16 protein-coding genes are annotated in these 16,524 nt (G+C 69.9%); 1 reads left to right on the top strand and 15 read right to left on the bottom strand.

Annotated features, from left to right (window positions below; genetic code table 11):
* Nucleotides 1–10: 10 nt before the first annotated feature.
* From GWK50_RS01300 to GWK50_RS01230, 15 genes are all read right to left on the bottom strand, one after another.
* Nucleotides 11–1,360, bottom strand: coding sequence for an ATP-binding protein (locus GWK50_RS01300; protein WP_162014928.1), 1,350 nt, complete (start codon nt 1,358–1,360; stop codon nt 11–13).
* Between the two features lie 4 nt (nt 1,361–1,364).
* Nucleotides 1,365–2,816: a nickel-dependent hydrogenase large subunit gene (locus tag GWK50_RS01295; protein ID WP_162014927.1), complete on the bottom strand. Its 1,452-nt coding sequence runs from the start codon at nt 2,814–2,816 to the stop codon at nt 1,365–1,367.
* Nucleotides 2,817–2,985: 169 nt separating this feature from the next.
* A complete protein-coding gene (locus tag GWK50_RS01290; RefSeq protein WP_162014926.1) occupies nt 2,986–4,002 on the bottom strand; it encodes a HupU protein in 1,017 nt (338 codons plus the stop codon).
* Complete coding sequence (locus tag GWK50_RS01285) at nt 3,995–5,476, bottom strand: sigma-54 dependent transcriptional regulator (RefSeq protein ID WP_162014925.1); 1,482 nt, start codon at nt 5,474–5,476, stop codon at nt 3,995–3,997. The genes GWK50_RS01290 and GWK50_RS01285 overlap by 8 nt, the downstream gene beginning before the upstream one ends.
* On the bottom strand, nt 5,473–7,272 hold the full coding sequence (locus tag GWK50_RS01280; RefSeq protein ID WP_162014924.1) for an enoyl-CoA hydratase-related protein: 1,800 nt from the start codon (nt 7,270–7,272) through the stop codon (nt 5,473–5,475). The genes GWK50_RS01285 and GWK50_RS01280 overlap by 4 nt, the downstream gene beginning before the upstream one ends.
* Nucleotides 7,273–7,279: 7 nt before the next feature.
* On the bottom strand, nt 7,280–8,338 hold the full coding sequence (gene hypE, locus GWK50_RS01275) for a hydrogenase expression/formation protein HypE (protein ID WP_162014923.1): 1,059 nt from the start codon (nt 8,336–8,338) through the stop codon (nt 7,280–7,282).
* Complete coding sequence (hypD, locus tag GWK50_RS01270) at nt 8,335–9,474, bottom strand: hydrogenase formation protein HypD (RefSeq protein WP_162014922.1); 1,140 nt, start codon at nt 9,472–9,474, stop codon at nt 8,335–8,337. The genes hypE and hypD overlap by 4 nt, the downstream gene beginning before the upstream one ends.
* Nucleotides 9,471–9,701 (bottom strand): HypC/HybG/HupF family hydrogenase formation chaperone, encoded by a 231-nt coding sequence (locus GWK50_RS01265; RefSeq protein ID WP_162014921.1) that lies wholly within the window; start codon nt 9,699–9,701, stop codon nt 9,471–9,473. Before GWK50_RS01265 ends, hypD begins: the two co-directional genes overlap by 4 nt.
* Entirely contained in the window at nt 9,692–10,855 is a 1,164-nt protein-coding gene (locus GWK50_RS01260; RefSeq protein WP_162014920.1) for a carbamoyltransferase HypF, read from the bottom strand. Before GWK50_RS01260 ends, GWK50_RS01265 begins: the two co-directional genes overlap by 10 nt.
* Nucleotides 10,856–10,868: 13 nt before the next feature.
* Nucleotides 10,869–11,840: a hydrogenase nickel incorporation protein HypB gene (hypB, locus tag GWK50_RS01255; protein WP_162014919.1), complete on the bottom strand. Its 972-nt coding sequence runs from the start codon at nt 11,838–11,840 to the stop codon at nt 10,869–10,871.
* Between the two features lie 14 nt (nt 11,841–11,854).
* On the bottom strand, nt 11,855–12,196 hold the full coding sequence (locus tag GWK50_RS01250; RefSeq protein WP_162014918.1) for a hydrogenase maturation nickel metallochaperone HypA: 342 nt from the start codon (nt 12,194–12,196) through the stop codon (nt 11,855–11,857).
* Nucleotides 12,189–13,289 carry a nickel-dependent hydrogenase large subunit gene (locus GWK50_RS01245; RefSeq protein WP_162014917.1) on the bottom strand — a complete coding sequence of 367 codons (1,101 nt, stop codon included), beginning with the start codon at nt 13,287–13,289 and terminating at the stop codon, nt 12,189–12,191. The genes GWK50_RS01250 and GWK50_RS01245 overlap by 8 nt, the downstream gene beginning before the upstream one ends.
* Nucleotides 13,286–13,768 (bottom strand): [NiFe]-hydrogenase assembly chaperone HybE, encoded by a 483-nt coding sequence (gene hybE / locus GWK50_RS01240; RefSeq protein ID WP_197904955.1) that lies wholly within the window; start codon nt 13,766–13,768, stop codon nt 13,286–13,288. Before hybE ends, GWK50_RS01245 begins: the two co-directional genes overlap by 4 nt.
* A gap of 8 nt (nt 13,769–13,776) precedes the next feature.
* On the bottom strand, nt 13,777–14,004 hold the full coding sequence (locus GWK50_RS01235) for a rubredoxin (RefSeq protein ID WP_162014916.1): 228 nt from the start codon (nt 14,002–14,004) through the stop codon (nt 13,777–13,779).
* A complete protein-coding gene (locus GWK50_RS01230; protein WP_162014915.1) occupies nt 13,986–14,867 on the bottom strand; it encodes a hydrogenase expression/formation protein in 882 nt (293 codons plus the stop codon). Before GWK50_RS01230 ends, GWK50_RS01235 begins: the two co-directional genes overlap by 19 nt.
* A 421-nt stretch (nt 14,868–15,288) precedes the next feature.
* Here GWK50_RS01230 and GWK50_RS01225 point away from each other — a divergent pair, with 421 nt between their 5' ends.
* Entirely contained in the window at nt 15,289–16,512 is a 1,224-nt protein-coding gene (locus GWK50_RS01225) for an IS110 family transposase (protein WP_162014914.1), read from the top strand.
* Nucleotides 16,513–16,524: the final 12 nt, after the last annotated feature.

Raw genomic sequence — 16,524 nt, 5'->3', positions numbered from 1 at the left:
GCAACGCGCCTCAGCCCCCTGGCGCAGGCAGCCGCAATGCAAACTCGGCCCCGCCCTGGGGATGGTTGCGGGCCAGGAGCTGGCCGCCGTGGCGCTCCACTATGCCGTAGCTGATGGACAGGCCCAGCCCTGTGCCCTTGCCCACGGGCTTGGTGGTGAAAAAGGGCTCGAACACGTGCGACAGCACCTCGGGCGCAATGCCCGGCCCGTTGTCGTGCAGCGTGATGGCCACCCAGCCCGGCTCCTGGCGCGCGGTGATGCGCAGCACCGGCAGCACACCGCCCTGGCTGCTGGCGGCGTCGTAGGCGTTCTGGATCAGGTTCATCAACACCTGCAGCAACTGGCCCGCATTGCCCAGCACGGTACAGCCGGGGCAGCGCTGGAACTGCACGTCGAAGTCCAGCTTCATGCCCTTCTTGACCCAATGGATGGCGCGCTCGACGACCGCATCCATGGCCACGGTCTCGCGCTCCTCACCGTCGAGCGCCGAAAAGCCCTTGAGCCCATCGACGATGCTGGCCGTGCGCTGCGCGCCTTCGATGGTGCCGTCCATCAGCGAAGGCAGGTCGTTCAGGATGTGCTCGATGCGCAACTGCCGCGCCAGCTTGCGCAACTCCGGCAGCTCCTGGTCACCCAGCGCGGCGTGCACGGCCTCCAGGTACTGGCGCAGGCGCTGGGTATAGCGGTTGAGCGCATGCACGTTGCCCAGCACAAAGCTGATGGGGTTGTTGAGTTCGTGCGCCACACCCGCCACCAGGCGGCCCAGCGAGGACATTTTTTCGGCATGCAGCAGCTGCTGCTGGGTGCGCTTGAGTGCCTCGTGCGCCTCGTGCAGCTGGCGGTAGGCACGCTGGATCTCGGCGGTGGGGCGGCCCACGAACACATAGCCAATGCAGCGCCTGCGGCTGTCGTAACGCGGTGTGGCGGTGAAGTCCACCGGCACGGGCTGCCCAGCGGCATCGCTTAGCATCAGCTCCACACTGTGGCCCTGGCGCAGCATGAGGGCGCGGTGCATCATGTTCTGCAGGGCCGCGCCGTCCTGGCTGGGGTGCAACAGCGATTGCATGGGCGCGCCCAGCAAGGCGTCTTCGCTGCGGCCCGCCAGTTCGCACAAGGCCTGGTTGGTCTGCTCGATCAGCCCCTGCGCATCGGCCGCCACCAACACATCGGACATGGACGACAGCAGGCCGTAGATGAACTGCTGCGAGGCTTCGAGCTGCGCGTTCTTCTGCTCCAGCGCCACCTCGTCGCGCAGCAACTGCGAGTACACCTCGTCCATCTTGTGGATGACGTCCAGCCAGGTGTCGTCGCCCACGCCCTCGGGGTGGCTGGGTGGCTGGGGCTGCGTGCGGTCGGTCATGGCATCAATGGACGGTGCACACCATGCAGGGATCAAAAGAGCGCACGATGTGCTGCACCGCCACCGGCGAGCGCTCGCCCGCCAGCACGGGTGCCCCCACCAGCGCGGCCTCCAGTGCGCCGGGCGTGCCAGCATGGTCGCGCGGCGAGAAATTCCAGCCGGTGGGCGCAACGATCTGGTAGCTGGCAATGCGCCCGCCGCGGATCGAGAGCCAATGCCCCAGGCTGCCACGCGCTGCCTCGCACAGGCCCACGGCATCGGCCGCTTCGGGCAGGTGCGCCTCCTCGCAGCAGGGAGCGCCGGGGACAATGGCGCGCAGGCAGTCCTGCGCCAGCAGTACGAGCTGCGCCAGCTCCATGGCGCGCGCCAGCACGCGCGTGAACACATTGCCCCGGCTACGCTGCCACAACGCGCGCAGCAGCGGCTGGCCCTGAGCCAGCTGGCGTGCCAGGGCGCCGGTCTCCAGCACCTGGCCGTCCAGGCGCGGGGCCTTGTTCCAGGTGTAGGCGCCGGGCTTGTCGGCATCGGGCTCGGTCAGGCCCTGCGCGGGGTGCAGCGGCCCCGCGCCCTCGGCCAGCCAGGCGTGGCGGGCGTCTTCGGTGATGTGGGCCAGATCCACGGCGTGCAGTTGCTGCCCATCCCACACACCGGGCGCCATGGCGTGGCGACCCTCGGGGTCTGCAAAGGCACCGTAGCTGAGCGTGCGGTCCGGGCCGCGGCCCAGGGCCTGCAGGTCCAGGTCGGCGGCGATGTGCAGGAACAGGCGCAGATCGCCCATCTGCGGATCGCGCTCCAGCCACTCGGCCAGGGCCGCCTCGCTGTGCCAGGAGGCGACCTCTTCGAGCGGCGCGCCGTACAGCACGCGCTCCAGAAAACCGCGCAGCTCGGCCACGCGCGCGCCCAGGCGCAAGCGCTCGGGCGCCGACAGGTTGCGCGTGCTGCCGCCGGGGGCGATGGAATGGGTGTGCGGCCACTTGCCGCCCAGCGTGCCCATGAGCTGCAGCCAGCGCTGGCGCACGGCCAGGGCCTCGCGCGCGTGCTCTCCCGCCAGCGGCGCAAAGCGCTGCACGGCCTGGGCATGCCAGGCGCGGCCCGCATACACCTCGCGCGTGAAGTCGGGCATGAAGAACAGGTAGAAGTGCGTGAGGTGGTCTGCCGCGTTCTCGCAGGCCAGCATCAGGTTGGTGAGCCACACGCCGTTGGGCGGCGCCTGCACGCCGCAGGCCGCCGCGAGCGCACGCGCCGCCGCCACCGACTGCGTGACCGAGCAGATGCCGCAGATGCGCGGAACCACCACCAGCGCGTCCAACGGGTGCTTGCCCTGCAGGATCTGCTCAAAGCCCCGGTACATGGGCGCATTCACCCAGGCCTCGCGCACGCGGCCTGCGTCCACCTCCAGGCGCACCTCCAGGTCGCCTTCCACACGGTTGAACGGACCTACCAGTAACCGCTTCATTTCAGTGACCCATTCCGCGAACTCGGCACCCGCGAAGCATGAAACTGGCACGCCCCAGGCCAGGGCCGCCGCGCTAGGGCCGCCCCGCCGCGCTGGCGGCGTCCCCCTGCCCGCAGCGCACAGCGCTGCGAGAGCGGGGGGAAGGAGCGAAGCGACACAGGGGGGTGCTTCACTTTAGCCTTGTCTTTCGCACCATGGGGGCCACAACCACATGGTCCGCCGTGGCATTGCGCTTGACGCGCCCCGGCGTGGCCGACTTGGACAGCGAGGCCAGCGCCACGAACCAGGCCTTGTGCATGTCGGTGGGCAGCCCGATGGGAATGCCAGCGACCTTGGGTGTCTGGTGGAACGGATGGCCCGGCTCCTCGAAACCGGGCTCGGTGCAACTGATGCAGGCATAGCCGCCGCGTGCGCAGGAGCCTTCGCCGTTCCACAGGCGGATGTTGCAGTCGGCGTGCGCCTGCGTGCCCTTGCAACCCATGTGCTCCATGAGGCAGCCCAGGTCCGAAGGTTTTTCGGCGCTGGCCTTGTATTCGTAAAACTCGTTGCGCGCGCAGCCATGGTGGGCCAGCTGGTCGCAGTAGGCGCGCGGGCGGCCCAGGCTGTCGAGCTGCTCGGCGCCGTAGGGCTGGGCGCCATCGGCCAGCGCGGCCAGGGTTTCGAGCACCCAGCCGGGGTGGGTGGGGCAGCCCGCCACGTTGACCACCGGCAGGCCCTGCGGGTCGCGCCAGGCGGCGCCCAGCAGGCCGCCGCACTGGTCGCCCTCGTACTGCAGGCCGCAAGCGTCGGTGGGGTTGCTGCCGCCCGCGCTGATGCCGCCATAGGCCGCGCAACTGCCCACGGCCACCACATGGCGCGCCACGCCGCTGAGCCTGCGCACCCAGTCCATCATGGGCTGCTGCGTGCCTGCCAGCAGGTGAAAGCGCCCGGTGCCGCCCGGCCCGCGCAGCACGGCGCCCTCGATGCACAGTGCGTGCAAAGGGGTGCGGCCCTCCAGGCAGTCCTGGAACACCTGCAAGGCCCCCTGCCCGCTGGCCAGCGACAGCGAGGGGTGCCACAGCAGGTGGATGCCCAGCTGGCGCAACTGGGCGGCGAAGTCGGCCGTGTCGGCGCAAAGCAGCGACATGCTGCACCCGCCGCAACCGCCCGATTGCAGCCACAGCACATTGAAAGCAGGTTCAGCCATCGGCCTGGCCCTCCAGCCCGAAGCGGGCAAGCTTTTGGCGCAGGCCCATGCGCGAAAGGCCCAGCTCCTTGGCAGCGTGCGTCTTGTTCCAGCGGTGGCGCAGCAGGGTTTCGCGCAGAATGGCAGCCTCGATCGCGTCCAGCCGCTCCTGCAGGCTGCCGCTGCCCGGAATCTGCAGACCCGGTTGCGCAGCAGCGCTGGCACCCTGCTGGCCGTGCAGCACGCGGCAGGACAGCGCCGCCGCCGAGACCTGAGGCCCCTCGGACAGCGCGACCGCGCGGTACACCTCGTTCTTGAGCTCACGGATGTTGCCCGGCCAGGGGTAGGCCAGCAGGCTGGCGCGCACCTCGGGCGAGAACCCCAGCGCAGGCCGCGCCAGCTCCTGGCAGGCCTGTCCCAGCAGCATGTCGGCGATGGGCAGCACGTCGGCGCTGCGCTCGCGCAGCGGCGGCACGGTGAGCGTCATGCTGGCAATGCGGTAGTACAGGTCTTCGCGGAAGCGCCCGCTGCGCACGTCCTGTTCCAGGTCGCGGTGCGTGGCGGCGATCACGCGCACGTCCACCGCCACGGGGCGGCTGGCGCCCACCGGGCGGACCTCGCCTTCCTGCAGCACGCGCAGCAGCTTGACCTGGAACGCGGGCGAGGTGTCGCCAATTTCGTCCAGAAAGATGGTGCCGCCGTCGGCGCGCTGGAACAGGCCCACATGGTCCTCGAAGGCCCCGGTGAACGCGCCGCGCTTGTGGCCGAAGAGCTCGGATTCGAGCAGCGTCTCGGACATGGCAGCGCAGTTCTCCAGCACGAAGGCGCGCTCGGCGCGCGGGCTGGCGTAGTGGATGGCACGCGCCAGCAATTCCTTGCCGGTGCCGGATTCGCCGGTAATAAGCACCGCCAGGTCGTAGCGCGCCACGCGCGCCGCCATTTCGCACACGGCATCGAGCGGACTGCCCGGCGCGCGCACCAGGCGGTCAAAACCGAAGGCCGCCCGCGCCGTGGCCAGCGTGGCGCTGGTGCGCTGGCGCAGCACGGGGGTGCTGGTGCGCAGCTCCAGGTTCAGGCGCTGGGTCTGCATCTGCAGGCGGCGTGCCTCGGCGGCGCGGGCCACGGTGGAAAGCAGATGCTCGGGCATCCAGGGTTTGAGCACGTACTGGTAGATGCCCGCGTCGTTGATGCCCGCAATGATGTCCTGCGAGTCGGTGTAGCCCGAGATGATGATGCGCACGGTGTCGGGCCAGAGCTCGCGCACCTCCTTGAGGAAGCGCACGCCCGTGGTGCCGGGCATGCGCTGGTCGCACAGGATCACGCTGACCTCGTGCTGCTCCAGCAGGCCGCGTGCCTCGTCTGCGCTGGCCGCCGTGAGCACGCGGAAGTCTTCCTCCAGGTTGCGGCGGATGGCGTCGAGCGAACGCGCCTCGTCGTCCACCACCAGCACCAGCGGCAGGCTGTCGCGCAGCAGGGAAGGGTCCGGGGCGTTCATGCGGTGTGGGGCGCGGGCTGTGGCACCGGCCGGGGCGCGATGTCGCGGTGCGGCGCCAGGTGGCGCGGCGTCCAGGCGTGCGGCTTGCGGTACACAAAATGGTGCCGTGCCACGTGGTAGCTGGGGTCAAAACCGTAGAAATTGCGCTGCATGCGTTGCAACTCCTCTTCGCGGTAGCGTGCCAGGGGCTTGCGTGCCTCGTCCTCGGCACGGCGCCGGGCCTTGTCCTGCAGGCGCAGCGGCAAATCATACGCGGCGGCCAAGGCCAGCGCGCGCTCGCGCGCCTGCTCCACAAAGGCATGGCCACCAACGGCAAAGCAGGCGTCGAGCAGGCCGCGCTGCACCGCGAGTGGCGCCACCAGGGGCAGGCGCTGCTGCATGACGGCGCGGCTGGCGGCCTCGCCGATGCGCCGGGGCAGCGAATAAGTCCAGTACTCGCTGCCGTAGAGGTTGCCCATGTTCTTGTAGTGCGGGTTGAGCACCACGCCCTCGTGCGCCCAGACCTCGTCGGCCGCCAGCGCCAGAAAGCAGCCGCCCGCGCCCGCATTGCCCTGCAGCGCGGCGACGGTGATGCGGTCGGTGAGCGTGAGGATCTCCAGCGCCACGTCGTCGATGGCGTTGATAGCGCGCCACGAGGCATCGGCTGCGCTGTCGCCGTCGATGCGCTGCGCCGCCTCGATGTCGTGCAGGTGGATGCCGTTGGAAAAGAACTCCTGCCCACCGGCCAGCACCAGCACCTGGGTGGCCCGCGCGCGCACCCAGCGCAGCGCATCGCGCAGGCGCAGGCACTGGCGCTCGGACATGGCGCCGTTGTGGAAGTCGAAGTCCAGCCAGCCCACGCGCGCCCCCTCGGGCCCGAACTCGTGGTAGCGCAGCTCGTCCCACTCGCCATCGTCACGCAGCAGCGGCACCTCCCACAGGGGCAGCGCGGCAGCCTGCGTGACAAACACGCGCGTGGCGGCGAGCTTGAGCGCACTGGCCCCATCGGCCCGCGCAGCCTGGCCGTCGTCCGGCCGCACATGGCCGATCCACACCGCGCCATCCACAGTGCGACGCAGCAGCGCCGGGCCGCGCCGGGCCACCAGTTCGCCCGGCGCCGCCACTGCGCAGCGCGCCACCACGGCGCCGCTGGCAGCGTGGGCGTCGAACAGGCGGCTAGGCTGGCCCCAGAAGGCATCGAGCACGCCCGGAAAGCCATCGGCGGCCGCGATCTTGCGCAGCACGGTGGCAGTGTCGTCATGCTGCCAATCGATGCGCCGCTCGGCTTGGGGCATCAGCGGCAGCCACCGGCCCGGCCCGTGCGGCGCCACGGCGCCCTCGGGCGCGGGCTGCCACTGGCCGGGCACGAAGCGCTGCAACGCCCGCTGCACCGCCACCACGGCGGCCTGGGTAACTTCACGCCGGTACACGCTGGACTTGCTGGCCCCGGGGCGCACGGCAAACGGTTCCCAGGCCCAGACCTCGCCCGCGTCGTAGTCCTGCACGGCCTGCAGCACGGTCACGCCCCAGTGCGTGTCGCCACGCATGAGCATCCAGTCCAGCGCGCTGGGCCCCTGGTCGCCCGGCACGCCGGGGTGCACCACCAGGCACACGGTGCGCGACCAGACCGATGCCGGTATGCGTCGCTTGAGGAAGGGCGCGAGCACCAGGTCAGGCCGGAACAGCGCCACGGCCTCCTCGGTCACGGAGTCGGCGATGTCCAGTTCCACCGACACCTCGTGCCCCTGCGCGCGCAGCAGGCCGAAGAGCCGCTGGCTCAGGCTGTTGAAACTGTGGGTGAGCAAAAGAACACGCATGGCCATCTCAGCAGATGCGCGGCAACTGTTCGCCGCTGAGCCAGTCCACCACGCGGCGGCCGCCAAAGCGCGTGTCCATCTGCACAAAGCCGTTGGCATCCTCGATGACAGTGCCGATGCGCTGCGCCCCCTGGCCCAGCGGGTGCGCGCGCATCGCGGCCAGCAGGGGCTCGGCGGCCTCGGGCGCGCAAATGGCCACCAGCTTGCCCTCGTTGGCCACGTACAGCGGGTCCAACCCCAGCAGTTCGCAGGCGGCGGCCACCTGGGGCAGCACGGGGATGTCGGCCTCGCGCAGCAGCATGCCTACCTGCGACTGGCGCGTGATTTCGTTGAGCGTGCTCGCCAGGCCGCCACGCGTGGGGTCGCGCAGCACATGCAGCAGCGCGGGGTCGGGCAGCGCCTGCAGCATGGCCTGCACCAGGGTGTGCAGGGCAGCGCTGTCGGAGACGATGGCGGTCTCGAACTCCAGCGACTCGCGCAGCGACATCACCGCCACGCCATGCTCGCCCAGCGTGCCCGAGACCAGCACCGCATCGCCCACGCGCGCCTGCCGCCCATCGATGGTCAGACCCGGCGGTGCCAAGCCAATGCCCGTGGTGCTGATGAATACGCCGTCGCCCTTGCCCTGCTCCACCACCTTGGTGTCGCCGGTGACGATGGGAACACCCGCCGCGCGCGCGGCCGCCGCCATGGATTCGACGATGCGGCGCAGATCGGCCAGAGCAAAGCCTTCCTCGATGATGAAGCTGGCCGTCAGGTAGAGCGGCATGGCGCCCGACATGGCCACGTCGTTGACCGTGCCGTGCACCGCCAGCGCCCCGATGTCGCCACCGGGGAAGAACAGCGGCGAGATCACATGCCCGTCGGTCGCCACCACCAGGCGCCCGCTGCCGGGCAGCGGCAAGAGGGCGCCGTCGTGGCCCTGGCGCAGGTAGTCGTTGTCGAAGGCACGGGCGAACAGCTCGTCGATGAGCTGCGCGCTGGCGCGCCCCCCGGCGCCGTGCGTCATGTCCACGCGGCCCTGCTTGAAGTCGATGGGACGGACGTAGTCTTTGCGGATGCTCATGCGGACACCACCGGAATGTCTTTGAACCGCCCGTAGGCGTAGTGCGCGGCGCAGGCCCCTTCGTTGGACACCATGCACGAACCCATGGGGCTCTCGGGCGTGCACACGGTGCCGAACAACTTGCAGTCGGTGGGGCGCTTGACGCCACGCAGGATGGCGCCGCACTCGCACTGCCTGTGGTCGGGCACGCTGCTGTACTGCAAGGCGAACTTGCGCTCGGCGTCCCACGCGGCATAGGCCGGACGGATCTGGAGCGCGCTGTAGGGCACCTCGCCCAGGCCACGCCACTCGAAGCTCTCGCGCAGCTCGAACACCTGCGACACCAGGTTCTGCGCGGCCAGGTTGCCCTCGGGCGTGACGGCGCGGGAAAACTCGTTCTCGACCTCGGCGCGGCCCGCGTTCACCTGGCGCACCAGCATGAGGATGCCCTGCATCACATCGAGCGGCTCGAAGCCCGAGATCACCACGGGCTTGCGGTATTCCTCTGCAAAGTGCTCGTAGGGCTGCGAGCCGATCACGATGCTCACATGCGCCGGGCCGATGAAGCCGTCGATGGGCACAGTACCCAATTGCCGGACCTCCGCCGACTCCAGGATGTGCGTGATGGCTGCGGGCGTGAGCACATGGCAGCACAGCACGCTGAAATTGGGCACCGCCCGCTCGCGCGCCTCGCGCAGCACCAGGGCGGTGGGCGGCGTAGTGGTTTCAAAGCCAATGGCCAGGAATACGACCTCGCGCTCGGGGTGCTTGTCGGCCAGGGCCAGGGCGTCGGCCGCCGAATAGACCATGCGCACATCGGCCCCGCGCGCCTTGGCCTTGATGAGCGAAAGCCCTTCCGACGCGGGCACGCGCATGGTGTCGCCGTAGGTGCACAGCATCACACCGCGCTCCAGCGCCAGGCGGATCGCCAGGTCGATGCGGCCGATGGGCAGCACGCACACCGGGCAGCCAGGTCCGTGGATCATGCGCACGCTCTCGGGCAGCAGGCCCGCAATGCCATAGCGCGCGATGGCGTGCGTGTGGCCGCCGCAAAACTCCATGAAGCGGTAGCTGTGCCCCGGCCGCACCTCGGCGGCAATATTCGCCGCGATGTGGCGCGCCTGTTCGCCGTCGCGGTACTCGTCGATGTACTTCATGCACCCCCCTGCGCACTGGCGAGTTCGGCGAACAACGCCAGCGTGCGCTCGGCTTCCTCGGGGTCGATCTTGCCGATGGCATAGCCCACGTGCACGATCACGTAGTCACCCAGTTGCGCATCGTCCACCAGGGCGATGGAGACCTGCTTGCGCACACCGGACAGGTCCACCACGGCCTGCTGACCGGGCAACAGTTCCACCACGCGGGCGGGTATGGCTAGGCACATGCGGCCGTCTCCTCTGAATCCATGGATTGCTGGGCCTGCGCCAGTTGCTGCGCGGCCACCCAGGCCTGGCCCAGCGCGAGCCCGGCATCGCCGCAGGACAAGGCCTGCGCCGTATGCACCCGCAGGCCCTGCGCCTGCAGGCCCGCCACGCAACGCTCGGCCAGGATGCGGTTGAAGAAACAGCCCCCGCCCAGCACCACGCTGCGCACCCCGCGCTCGCTGGCCACCTGCGTGGCCCGCGCCACCAGGGCATCGGCCAGCGTGAGGTGGAACTGCGCGGCGGCGGCCTCGACCTGCGCCGGGCTGGGTGAAGACCACTGCACCCACGGCAGGCACAGCGGACGCAGATCGATGCATCCAGCGGCATCCACCGGCGCCAGCGCCGGTTCGGTGCGCTGCGCCAGCATGCCGCCATGGGCCTGCAGGTGGCGCGCGGCCGCCTGCTCCAGCGCGATGGCGGCCTGGGCCTCCATGTCCTGGCGCACCGACAGGCCCAGCAGGCCCGCCACGGCATCGAACCAGCGCCCGGCCGCCGTGGTTTGCGGGCAGTTCAGCCCGCGTGCCAGCATGGCCTGCACGGTACGCGCCGCCGTTTCACCCACCACGGGCGCGAAGCGCGGCTCGATCTGCTCGGCCTGGCCGCTGGCGTGCAGCAGGGCCGCCGCCATGCGCCAGGGTTCGCGCGCCGCCACATCGCCGCCGGGCAGCGCGAGCGGCGCCAGATGCCCCACGCGCTCACAGCGCGCGCCGTGCACCCACAGCAGTTCGCCGCCCCAGGCCGTACCGTCCCACCCCAGGCCCACGCCGTCGAGCGTGAGAGCGATGACGGGCTCCAGCACGCCGTGTTCGGCCAGCACCGCCGCCGCGTGGGCATGATGGTGCTGCACCGCCACGGCGGGCAGGCCACGCTCCCCCGCCAGGCGCAACGCCAGGCGGGTGCTGAAGAAGTCCGGGTGCAGGTCGTGCGCCACGGCGTCCAGCGGCGCGCCGGGGCGCGCCAGCAGGTCCTGCACCGACTGCTCCAGCGCCGCGCAGGCGGCCGGGTCGGACAGGTCGCCATGCACGGCGGACCACAGCGGCGCCTGGGGCGTCTGGGTATCGAACAGGCAGGCGCTGTTTTTCAGGAAGGCCCCGCAGGCCAGGATGCGTGCCATGGCGCAGACCTCCTCAACCCTGCCCTGCTTTGAGCCGCGCCAGCTCGGCTTCGAGCTGCGCGATGCGTGTCTGCACGCTGGTGGGTTCGATGGCATCGGGGTGCAGCAGCCAGTCGAGCCAGGCGCTCATGCCCTCGCCTGTGGTGGCCGACAGTTGCAGGATGCGGATGCCGGGGTTGACGCGGCGCGCATAGTCCATGCAGCGCTGCACGTCGAAGCTCAGGTGCGGCAGCAAGTCGGTCTTGGTTAGGACCATGAGCTGCGCCGCGGCGAACATGTCGGGGTACTTGAGCGGCTTGTCCTCGCCCTCGGTGACCGAGAGGATGACCACCTTGGCATCCTCCCCCAGATCCCACAGCGCGGGGCAGACCAGGTTGCCCACGTTTTCGATGAACAGCAGCGACTGCAGATGGTGGTGGCGCCCGTGCCCGTGGTCGTGGTCGTGGTCGTGGTCGTGGTCGTGGTCGTGATGATGGTGCCCGTGTTCATGCGCATGGTCGTGCAGCGCCAGGCGGGCGAAGGCCTGGGCCACCATGGGGGCGTCCAGGTGGCAACCCTTGCCGGTGTTGACCTGGATGGCCGGCGCGCCGGTGGCGCGGATGCGGTCGGCGTCGTGCGTGGTCTGCTGGTCGCCCTCGATCACGGCCAGCGGCAGCTCGGGGTGTTGCTGCTGCAAGGCACGTATGGTGGCGCACAGCAGTGTGGTCTTGCCCGAGCCGGGGCTGGAGACCAGGTTGAGCGCACGCACGCCATGGGCATGGAAATGCGCGCGGTTGTGCTGCGCCACCTGGTTGTTGGCGCCCAGCACGTCCTGCTCGATACGGATGGCGCGCGATTCGCTCAGCCCTGGCACCGACACCCGCGCCGCGCCCGCGCCAAAGTGCAGGTCCCCGGTGCGCGCATCGACCACCGCGCCGCCCGCTGCAGGCGTTGGATGGACGGGCGCTGCCTCCCCCTTGCTGTTGCATCCACACACGACACACATAGGTTTTTTCCTTTCTAGGCCACCTGCATATCCACCACACGCAACGCGTCACCGCCCTGGGGCGTGAGCCAGTGCCCGCCACAGGACGGGCAGGCGTCGCCGCGCTGCGCGATCTCCACCGCCGTGCTGCAGCCCAGGCACCAGGCACGGCCGGGCGGCTCATCGATGAGAACTTCCGCCCCTTCGAGCAGGGTGCCGGGGGCGATGGCCTCCAGCGCAAAACGCAGTGCCTGCAGCTCCACCCCGGCGAGCTTGCCCACTTCCAGGCGCAATTGCAGCACGCGCGCAAAGGCCTCGCGCGCTGCCGCATCTTCCACCACCTGCAGGATGCCACCGGCCAGGCTCAATTCATGCACAAGAGACCTCCTCCGCACCGCAGGCCGGGGCCAATTCATAGTCCACACACGGATCGAACGCTGCCACCAGCACGGCCACAGCAGCAGCAAGTTGTGGCGCGGGCTGCTGTGCGTCCAGACCGCGGAGCACCTGGGCCGCAGCGCCCTGGGGGTGGAAGTTCCATTCCGTGGGTGCCAGCACGCCGTAGCGCTCGACCCGACCCTGCGCATCCACGCACAGCCAGTGCACCAGCAGGCCGCGCGCCATTTCACACCAGGCGATGGCCTCGCCCGCACCCAGCGCACAGGCCCCGGCGTGCAGGCGCTGCGCACCCTGGGCCTGTGCCAGTTGGGCCAGGTCCCACACGCGCGCGGCCAGCCGGGTCCAGACATCGGGCACGGGCAGCCAGGCATCGTCGGCGCGCGTCCAGCAGCCGGTTTCGCGGCATTGCCCACGCAACCGGGGCTGGCGCGCAAAGTCGCCATCGGCGCACAGAGCGCCGGCCAGTTCGGTCAGCACCTGCGCCCCCAGCTGCGGGGTGTGCAGTGCCTGCAGCGGCACCTGCCAGGCACCCGCCCAGCGGTGGGCCTGCACCAGGGCCTGGGTGAGGGGGTTGTGTACGGCATGTGCCCATTGGAGCAGGCCTTGGGCCGGGTTTTGCTGACAGGCCTGCTGCCAGCGCGCCCAGGGCATGCCCAGCACCTGGCGCTCCACCCACTCCACCAGAGCCGCATCGCCCGGCAGCACGGAGTGGCCCAGCGCCGGGCTGGCGGCCAGCGCCTGGCCCTCGTGGGCGGGACTGGCCAGCAGGCGCGGCCAGTCCAGGAACAGGCGGCGCACATGCTCGCGCAGGGTTTCGCGCCACAGCGCTTGGCGCTGCGGCGCATCCATGGGGATGGGGGTCTCGGGCGTCTGCAGGGCCTGCAAGGCCATTTCTGCGCAGATGCGGTGCGCCTGCCCGCACAGCGCGTACAAGCGGCCCAACAAGGCGGGGGCCAGCGCCGCCGCACGCCCATGCAACAGGCGCTCGGCCAGGGGCTCGCGCAGACCCTGCACCGGGGTGGCGGCACCGGGAACCAGGCGCAGACGCTGGGTGGCAAATTCCAGGCTCATGGGCGGGGCGCTCCCTGGGCGCTGCCGCGCCCCAACAAGAAACCACGGCGGCGCGGATCAGGTGCACTCGGCGTGGTGGCACTGGAGCGCAGGCGCACCAGCACCTCGCGTGCCGTGGCCACGGCGGCTTGCTGGTCGGCAAAATCGAACATGGGCGAGGCGAGCGAGCACATTTCGTAGGCGCCAAACGCCGCCTCGTGCGCGCCAATGAAGCGCAGCCGGTGTTCCCCCAGGCGCTGGGGCCCCACCTGCCCAAGGGCCAGTACCTCGGCGGTGCCCAAGGGCAGGCGCATGAGGTTCATGAACCAGGGTGTGACCAGCACCCCCAGGGCAAAGTCCCCCTCGGGCTCGGGCGCAAAGTCCACGGCCTGCACCTGAAGACCGGCGTGCAGCAAGGGCACGCCCTCCATGCGCGTGGCGGCAATGTCGCGGAACACGGTTTCGAGCCGCGCCACCTGGGTCTGCAAAGCCTGGTGCACCGTGGACCTCACTCCGTGAGCAACAGAAACTTGCTGGCCTCAGCGTCGCACTGCGGGCAGCGCCAGTGGCCGGGGAGGTCGGCAAACGCGGTGCCCGGCGGTATCTGCCAGACGGCGTCGCCCTCGGCAGGGTCGTACACCCACCAGCAGATCTTGCATTCGAGCCGCGCGTCTGGCGGCACCTGCGAGCGGTCGCCCCAGGCCGGGCTGCCGGGGGTCAGATCCGGTTCACCCATGCCATCACCTCGCGCAGGCGTTGTTCCGAATCGACCAGGTCCTCGGGGGCGGCGCAGGCCACCTCGGGCATGTCCACCACTTCGATGGAGTTGAGGATCATCGCGTCCTGCGAGTTGTAGTACACCACGCGCCAGGTGTTGGGCACGCGGGTGCTGCTGATGCGGCAGTTACCGTAGCCGCGCGAGAGGATGACCACCCGGCCCGTGCCCAACTGCTCTTCCAGGCAGGCCATGTCGGCCGGACTCAGGGGCAGCAGCGAGAGGTTGACCAGGTGTGCGCTCTGGCCCACGCGCCACTGCTGGCGGTGGTCGTGCAGTTCCTGCAGCAGCGTGGGGGCGTTCATCACGCCCTCGGGCAGGCGGGCGGCCGGCCGGTGGCCGCTGGCGCCGTCCTGGCGCGCGCAGGTCTTGAGCACCTCGGGGATGGCGCCGACTTCGATGCGGTCCTGCAGGCCGCCATCGGGCAGGCGTTCAATGACGCGCCAGACACCGGCAAACACCGATTCCTGCACCTGCACCAAGGCGCTGCCCTGGCCGTCGGCCACCTGCGCACCTACCTCCCCCTCGCCCAGGGCTTGGTTGACGATCTCCCGATCGGCCGCGCCCAGACCCGACAGGTCCACGGGCGCCACGGACTCGCCCCGAATGGCCGCTTGCAGCACGGCCAGCACCTGGTCGAGCACCGCAATGGCCGCGCCGTGGCCGTCCAGCGCATCGGGTTCGGGCAGGCGCGGCGGCTGGTAGGTGGACATGCCCTGGGGCATGGGCAGGTAGTCAAGTTCCTCGTCCTCGATCTGGCTGCCCGGCCCCATGGCGCTGACCAGGGGAATGGGGAAAGGGCGCTGGCCCGATGAAGTGCTCATGGTGATTCCTCAAACTCTCATGTCAGTGGTACGTTCCACAATCGTGGTGCCCGCAAGGCCAAGGCCAGAGCTCCCGCGCAAGGGCCGCCCCGCTGCGCCGGGAGCGTCCCCCTGCCCGCAGCGCGCAGCGCTGCGAGAGCGGGGGGAAGGCGCCGAAGGCGACTCAGGGGGGTGTTGTTTCATCTCAGTTATCCATAGCGCTGTGCGCCACCCGCATCGCATGAAACGGGTGTCCAATGTTGGACGCGGTGGCTGGCACAGAGGTCGGTTTGTACTTGGTGCTTCGAACCCGAATCTCAGTTGGACCCGCAGTCCCACGAGCACCCCATACTGTGGCCCTGGGTTCTTGACCCTCGAGCACGCATTTCAGACTCCGACGACGTGGACTGCACGCCGATGCCACCGTGAACAGGAGGCTGTCATGGACGTGATTCATCCGCGCTGCGCGGGACTGGACGTGCACAAGCAGACGGTGGTGGCCTGTGCCCGCATTGCCGGTGATGGACCGGCGAGTCAGGGAGTGCGAACGTTTGAGACCACCACTTCGGGCCTGCTGGCCCTGGCCGACTGGCTGGAGTCGCTGGGTATCGAGCACGTGGCGATGGAGGCCACCGGCGTGTACTGGAAGCCGGTGTGGCACATCCTGGAGGGCCACTTCGAGCTGATGCTGGCCAACGCCGCTCATGTCAAGAACGTGCCAGGGCGCAAGACCGATGTGAACGACGCCATGTGGCTGGCCGACCTGCTGGCCCACGGCCTGATCCGCGCCAGCTTCGTGCCGCCCACTGCGGTGCAGGAACTGCGCACGCTCACCCGCACGCGCAAGCAGTTCGTGCGCGAGCGCGCCTCGCACGTGCAGCGCATCGAGAAGGTGCTGGAGGACGCCAACCTGAAGCTGTCGGTGGTGCTCAGCGACATCCTGGGCAAGGCCGGGCGCGCCGTGCTGCAGGCCATCATCGATGGACACAGCAAGCCCGAGGAATTGGCCGCTTGCGTGACCACCCGCGTGAAGGCCAGCCCCGAGGAACTGCTCGAAGCCTTGCGTGGGCGCATCCGAAGGCACCACCGCTTCATGCTCAAGCTGCACCTGGGCCACATCGACGCGCTGGACAAGGCCATTGGCGACATCGAGAAGGAGGTGGGCCAAGGGCTCGAGCCCTTTCGCGCAGCGGCCAAGCTGCTGACCACGATGCCGGGCATCAGTACCGTGGCCGCCGACGCACTGATCGCCGAGGTCGGCATCGACATGGGCCGCTTTGCCACGCCTGGCCACCTGCTGTCCTGGGCCTGCCTGTGCCCGCGCAACGACGAGAGCGCCGGCAAGCGCCGCAGCACCCGGTTGCGCCGCGGCGGCAAGTGGCTCAAGGCCACGCTGGTGCAGGCCGCCTGGGCGGCCGTACGAGTCAAGGGAGGCTACCTGCAAGCGCAGTTCCATCGCATCCGAGCGAGACGAGGTGCCAAGAAGGCCATCATCGCCGTGGCCGCCTCCATGCTCACAGCCGCATGGCACATGCTCAAGGACGGCACCGAATGGCACGATCTGGGCGCGGCCCACTTCGACCGCCAAGACGCCTCCAAGACCGCCAACCGCCTCATCCGACGCTTGCAACAGATCGGCTACCAGGTCAGCGCCGTGCCGGCTTGAATGGGGGCGTTT

The organism is Acidovorax sp. 210-6 (assembly GCF_010020825.1).
GTDB lineage: Bacteria > Pseudomonadota > Gammaproteobacteria > Burkholderiales > Burkholderiaceae_C > Simplicispira > Simplicispira sedimenti.
This window is presented reverse-complemented; position numbering and strand designations above follow the sequence as displayed.

Bases quoted from the DNA above. Each gene is read 5' to 3' on its own strand.
- GWK50_RS01300 (WP_162014928.1), bottom strand. From the start codon at position 1,360: ATGACCGACCGCACGCAGCCCCAGCCACCCAGCCACCCCGAGGGCGTG.
- GWK50_RS01295 (WP_162014927.1), bottom strand. From the start codon at position 2,816: ATGAAGCGGTTACTGGTAGGTCCGTTCAACCGTGTGGAAGGCGACCTG.
- GWK50_RS01290 (WP_162014926.1), bottom strand. From the start codon at position 4,002: ATGGCTGAACCTGCTTTCAATGTGCTGTGGCTGCAATCGGGCGGTTGC.
- GWK50_RS01285 (WP_162014925.1), bottom strand. From the start codon at position 5,476: ATGAACGCCCCGGACCCTTCCCTGCTGCGCGACAGCCTGCCGCTGGTG.
- GWK50_RS01280 (WP_162014924.1), bottom strand. From the start codon at position 7,272: ATGCGTGTTCTTTTGCTCACCCACAGTTTCAACAGCCTGAGCCAGCGG.
- hypE (WP_162014923.1), bottom strand. From the start codon at position 8,338: ATGAGCATCCGCAAAGACTACGTCCGTCCCATCGACTTCAAGCAGGGC.
- hypD (WP_162014922.1), bottom strand. From the start codon at position 9,474: ATGAAGTACATCGACGAGTACCGCGACGGCGAACAGGCGCGCCACATC.
- GWK50_RS01265 (WP_162014921.1), bottom strand. From the start codon at position 9,701: ATGTGCCTAGCCATACCCGCCCGCGTGGTGGAACTGTTGCCCGGTCAG.
- GWK50_RS01260 (WP_162014920.1), bottom strand. From the start codon at position 10,855: ATGGCACGCATCCTGGCCTGCGGGGCCTTCCTGAAAAACAGCGCCTGC.
- hypB (WP_162014919.1), bottom strand. From the start codon at position 11,840: ATGTGTGTCGTGTGTGGATGCAACAGCAAGGGGGAGGCAGCGCCCGTC.
- GWK50_RS01245 (WP_162014917.1), bottom strand. From the start codon at position 13,289: ATGAGCCTGGAATTTGCCACCCAGCGTCTGCGCCTGGTTCCCGGTGCC.
- GWK50_RS01235 (WP_162014916.1), bottom strand. From the start codon at position 14,004: ATGGGTGAACCGGATCTGACCCCCGGCAGCCCGGCCTGGGGCGACCGC.
- GWK50_RS01230 (WP_162014915.1), bottom strand. From the start codon at position 14,867: ATGAGCACTTCATCGGGCCAGCGCCCTTTCCCCATTCCCCTGGTCAGC.
- GWK50_RS01225 (WP_162014914.1), top strand. From the start codon at position 15,289: ATGGACGTGATTCATCCGCGCTGCGCGGGACTGGACGTGCACAAGCAG.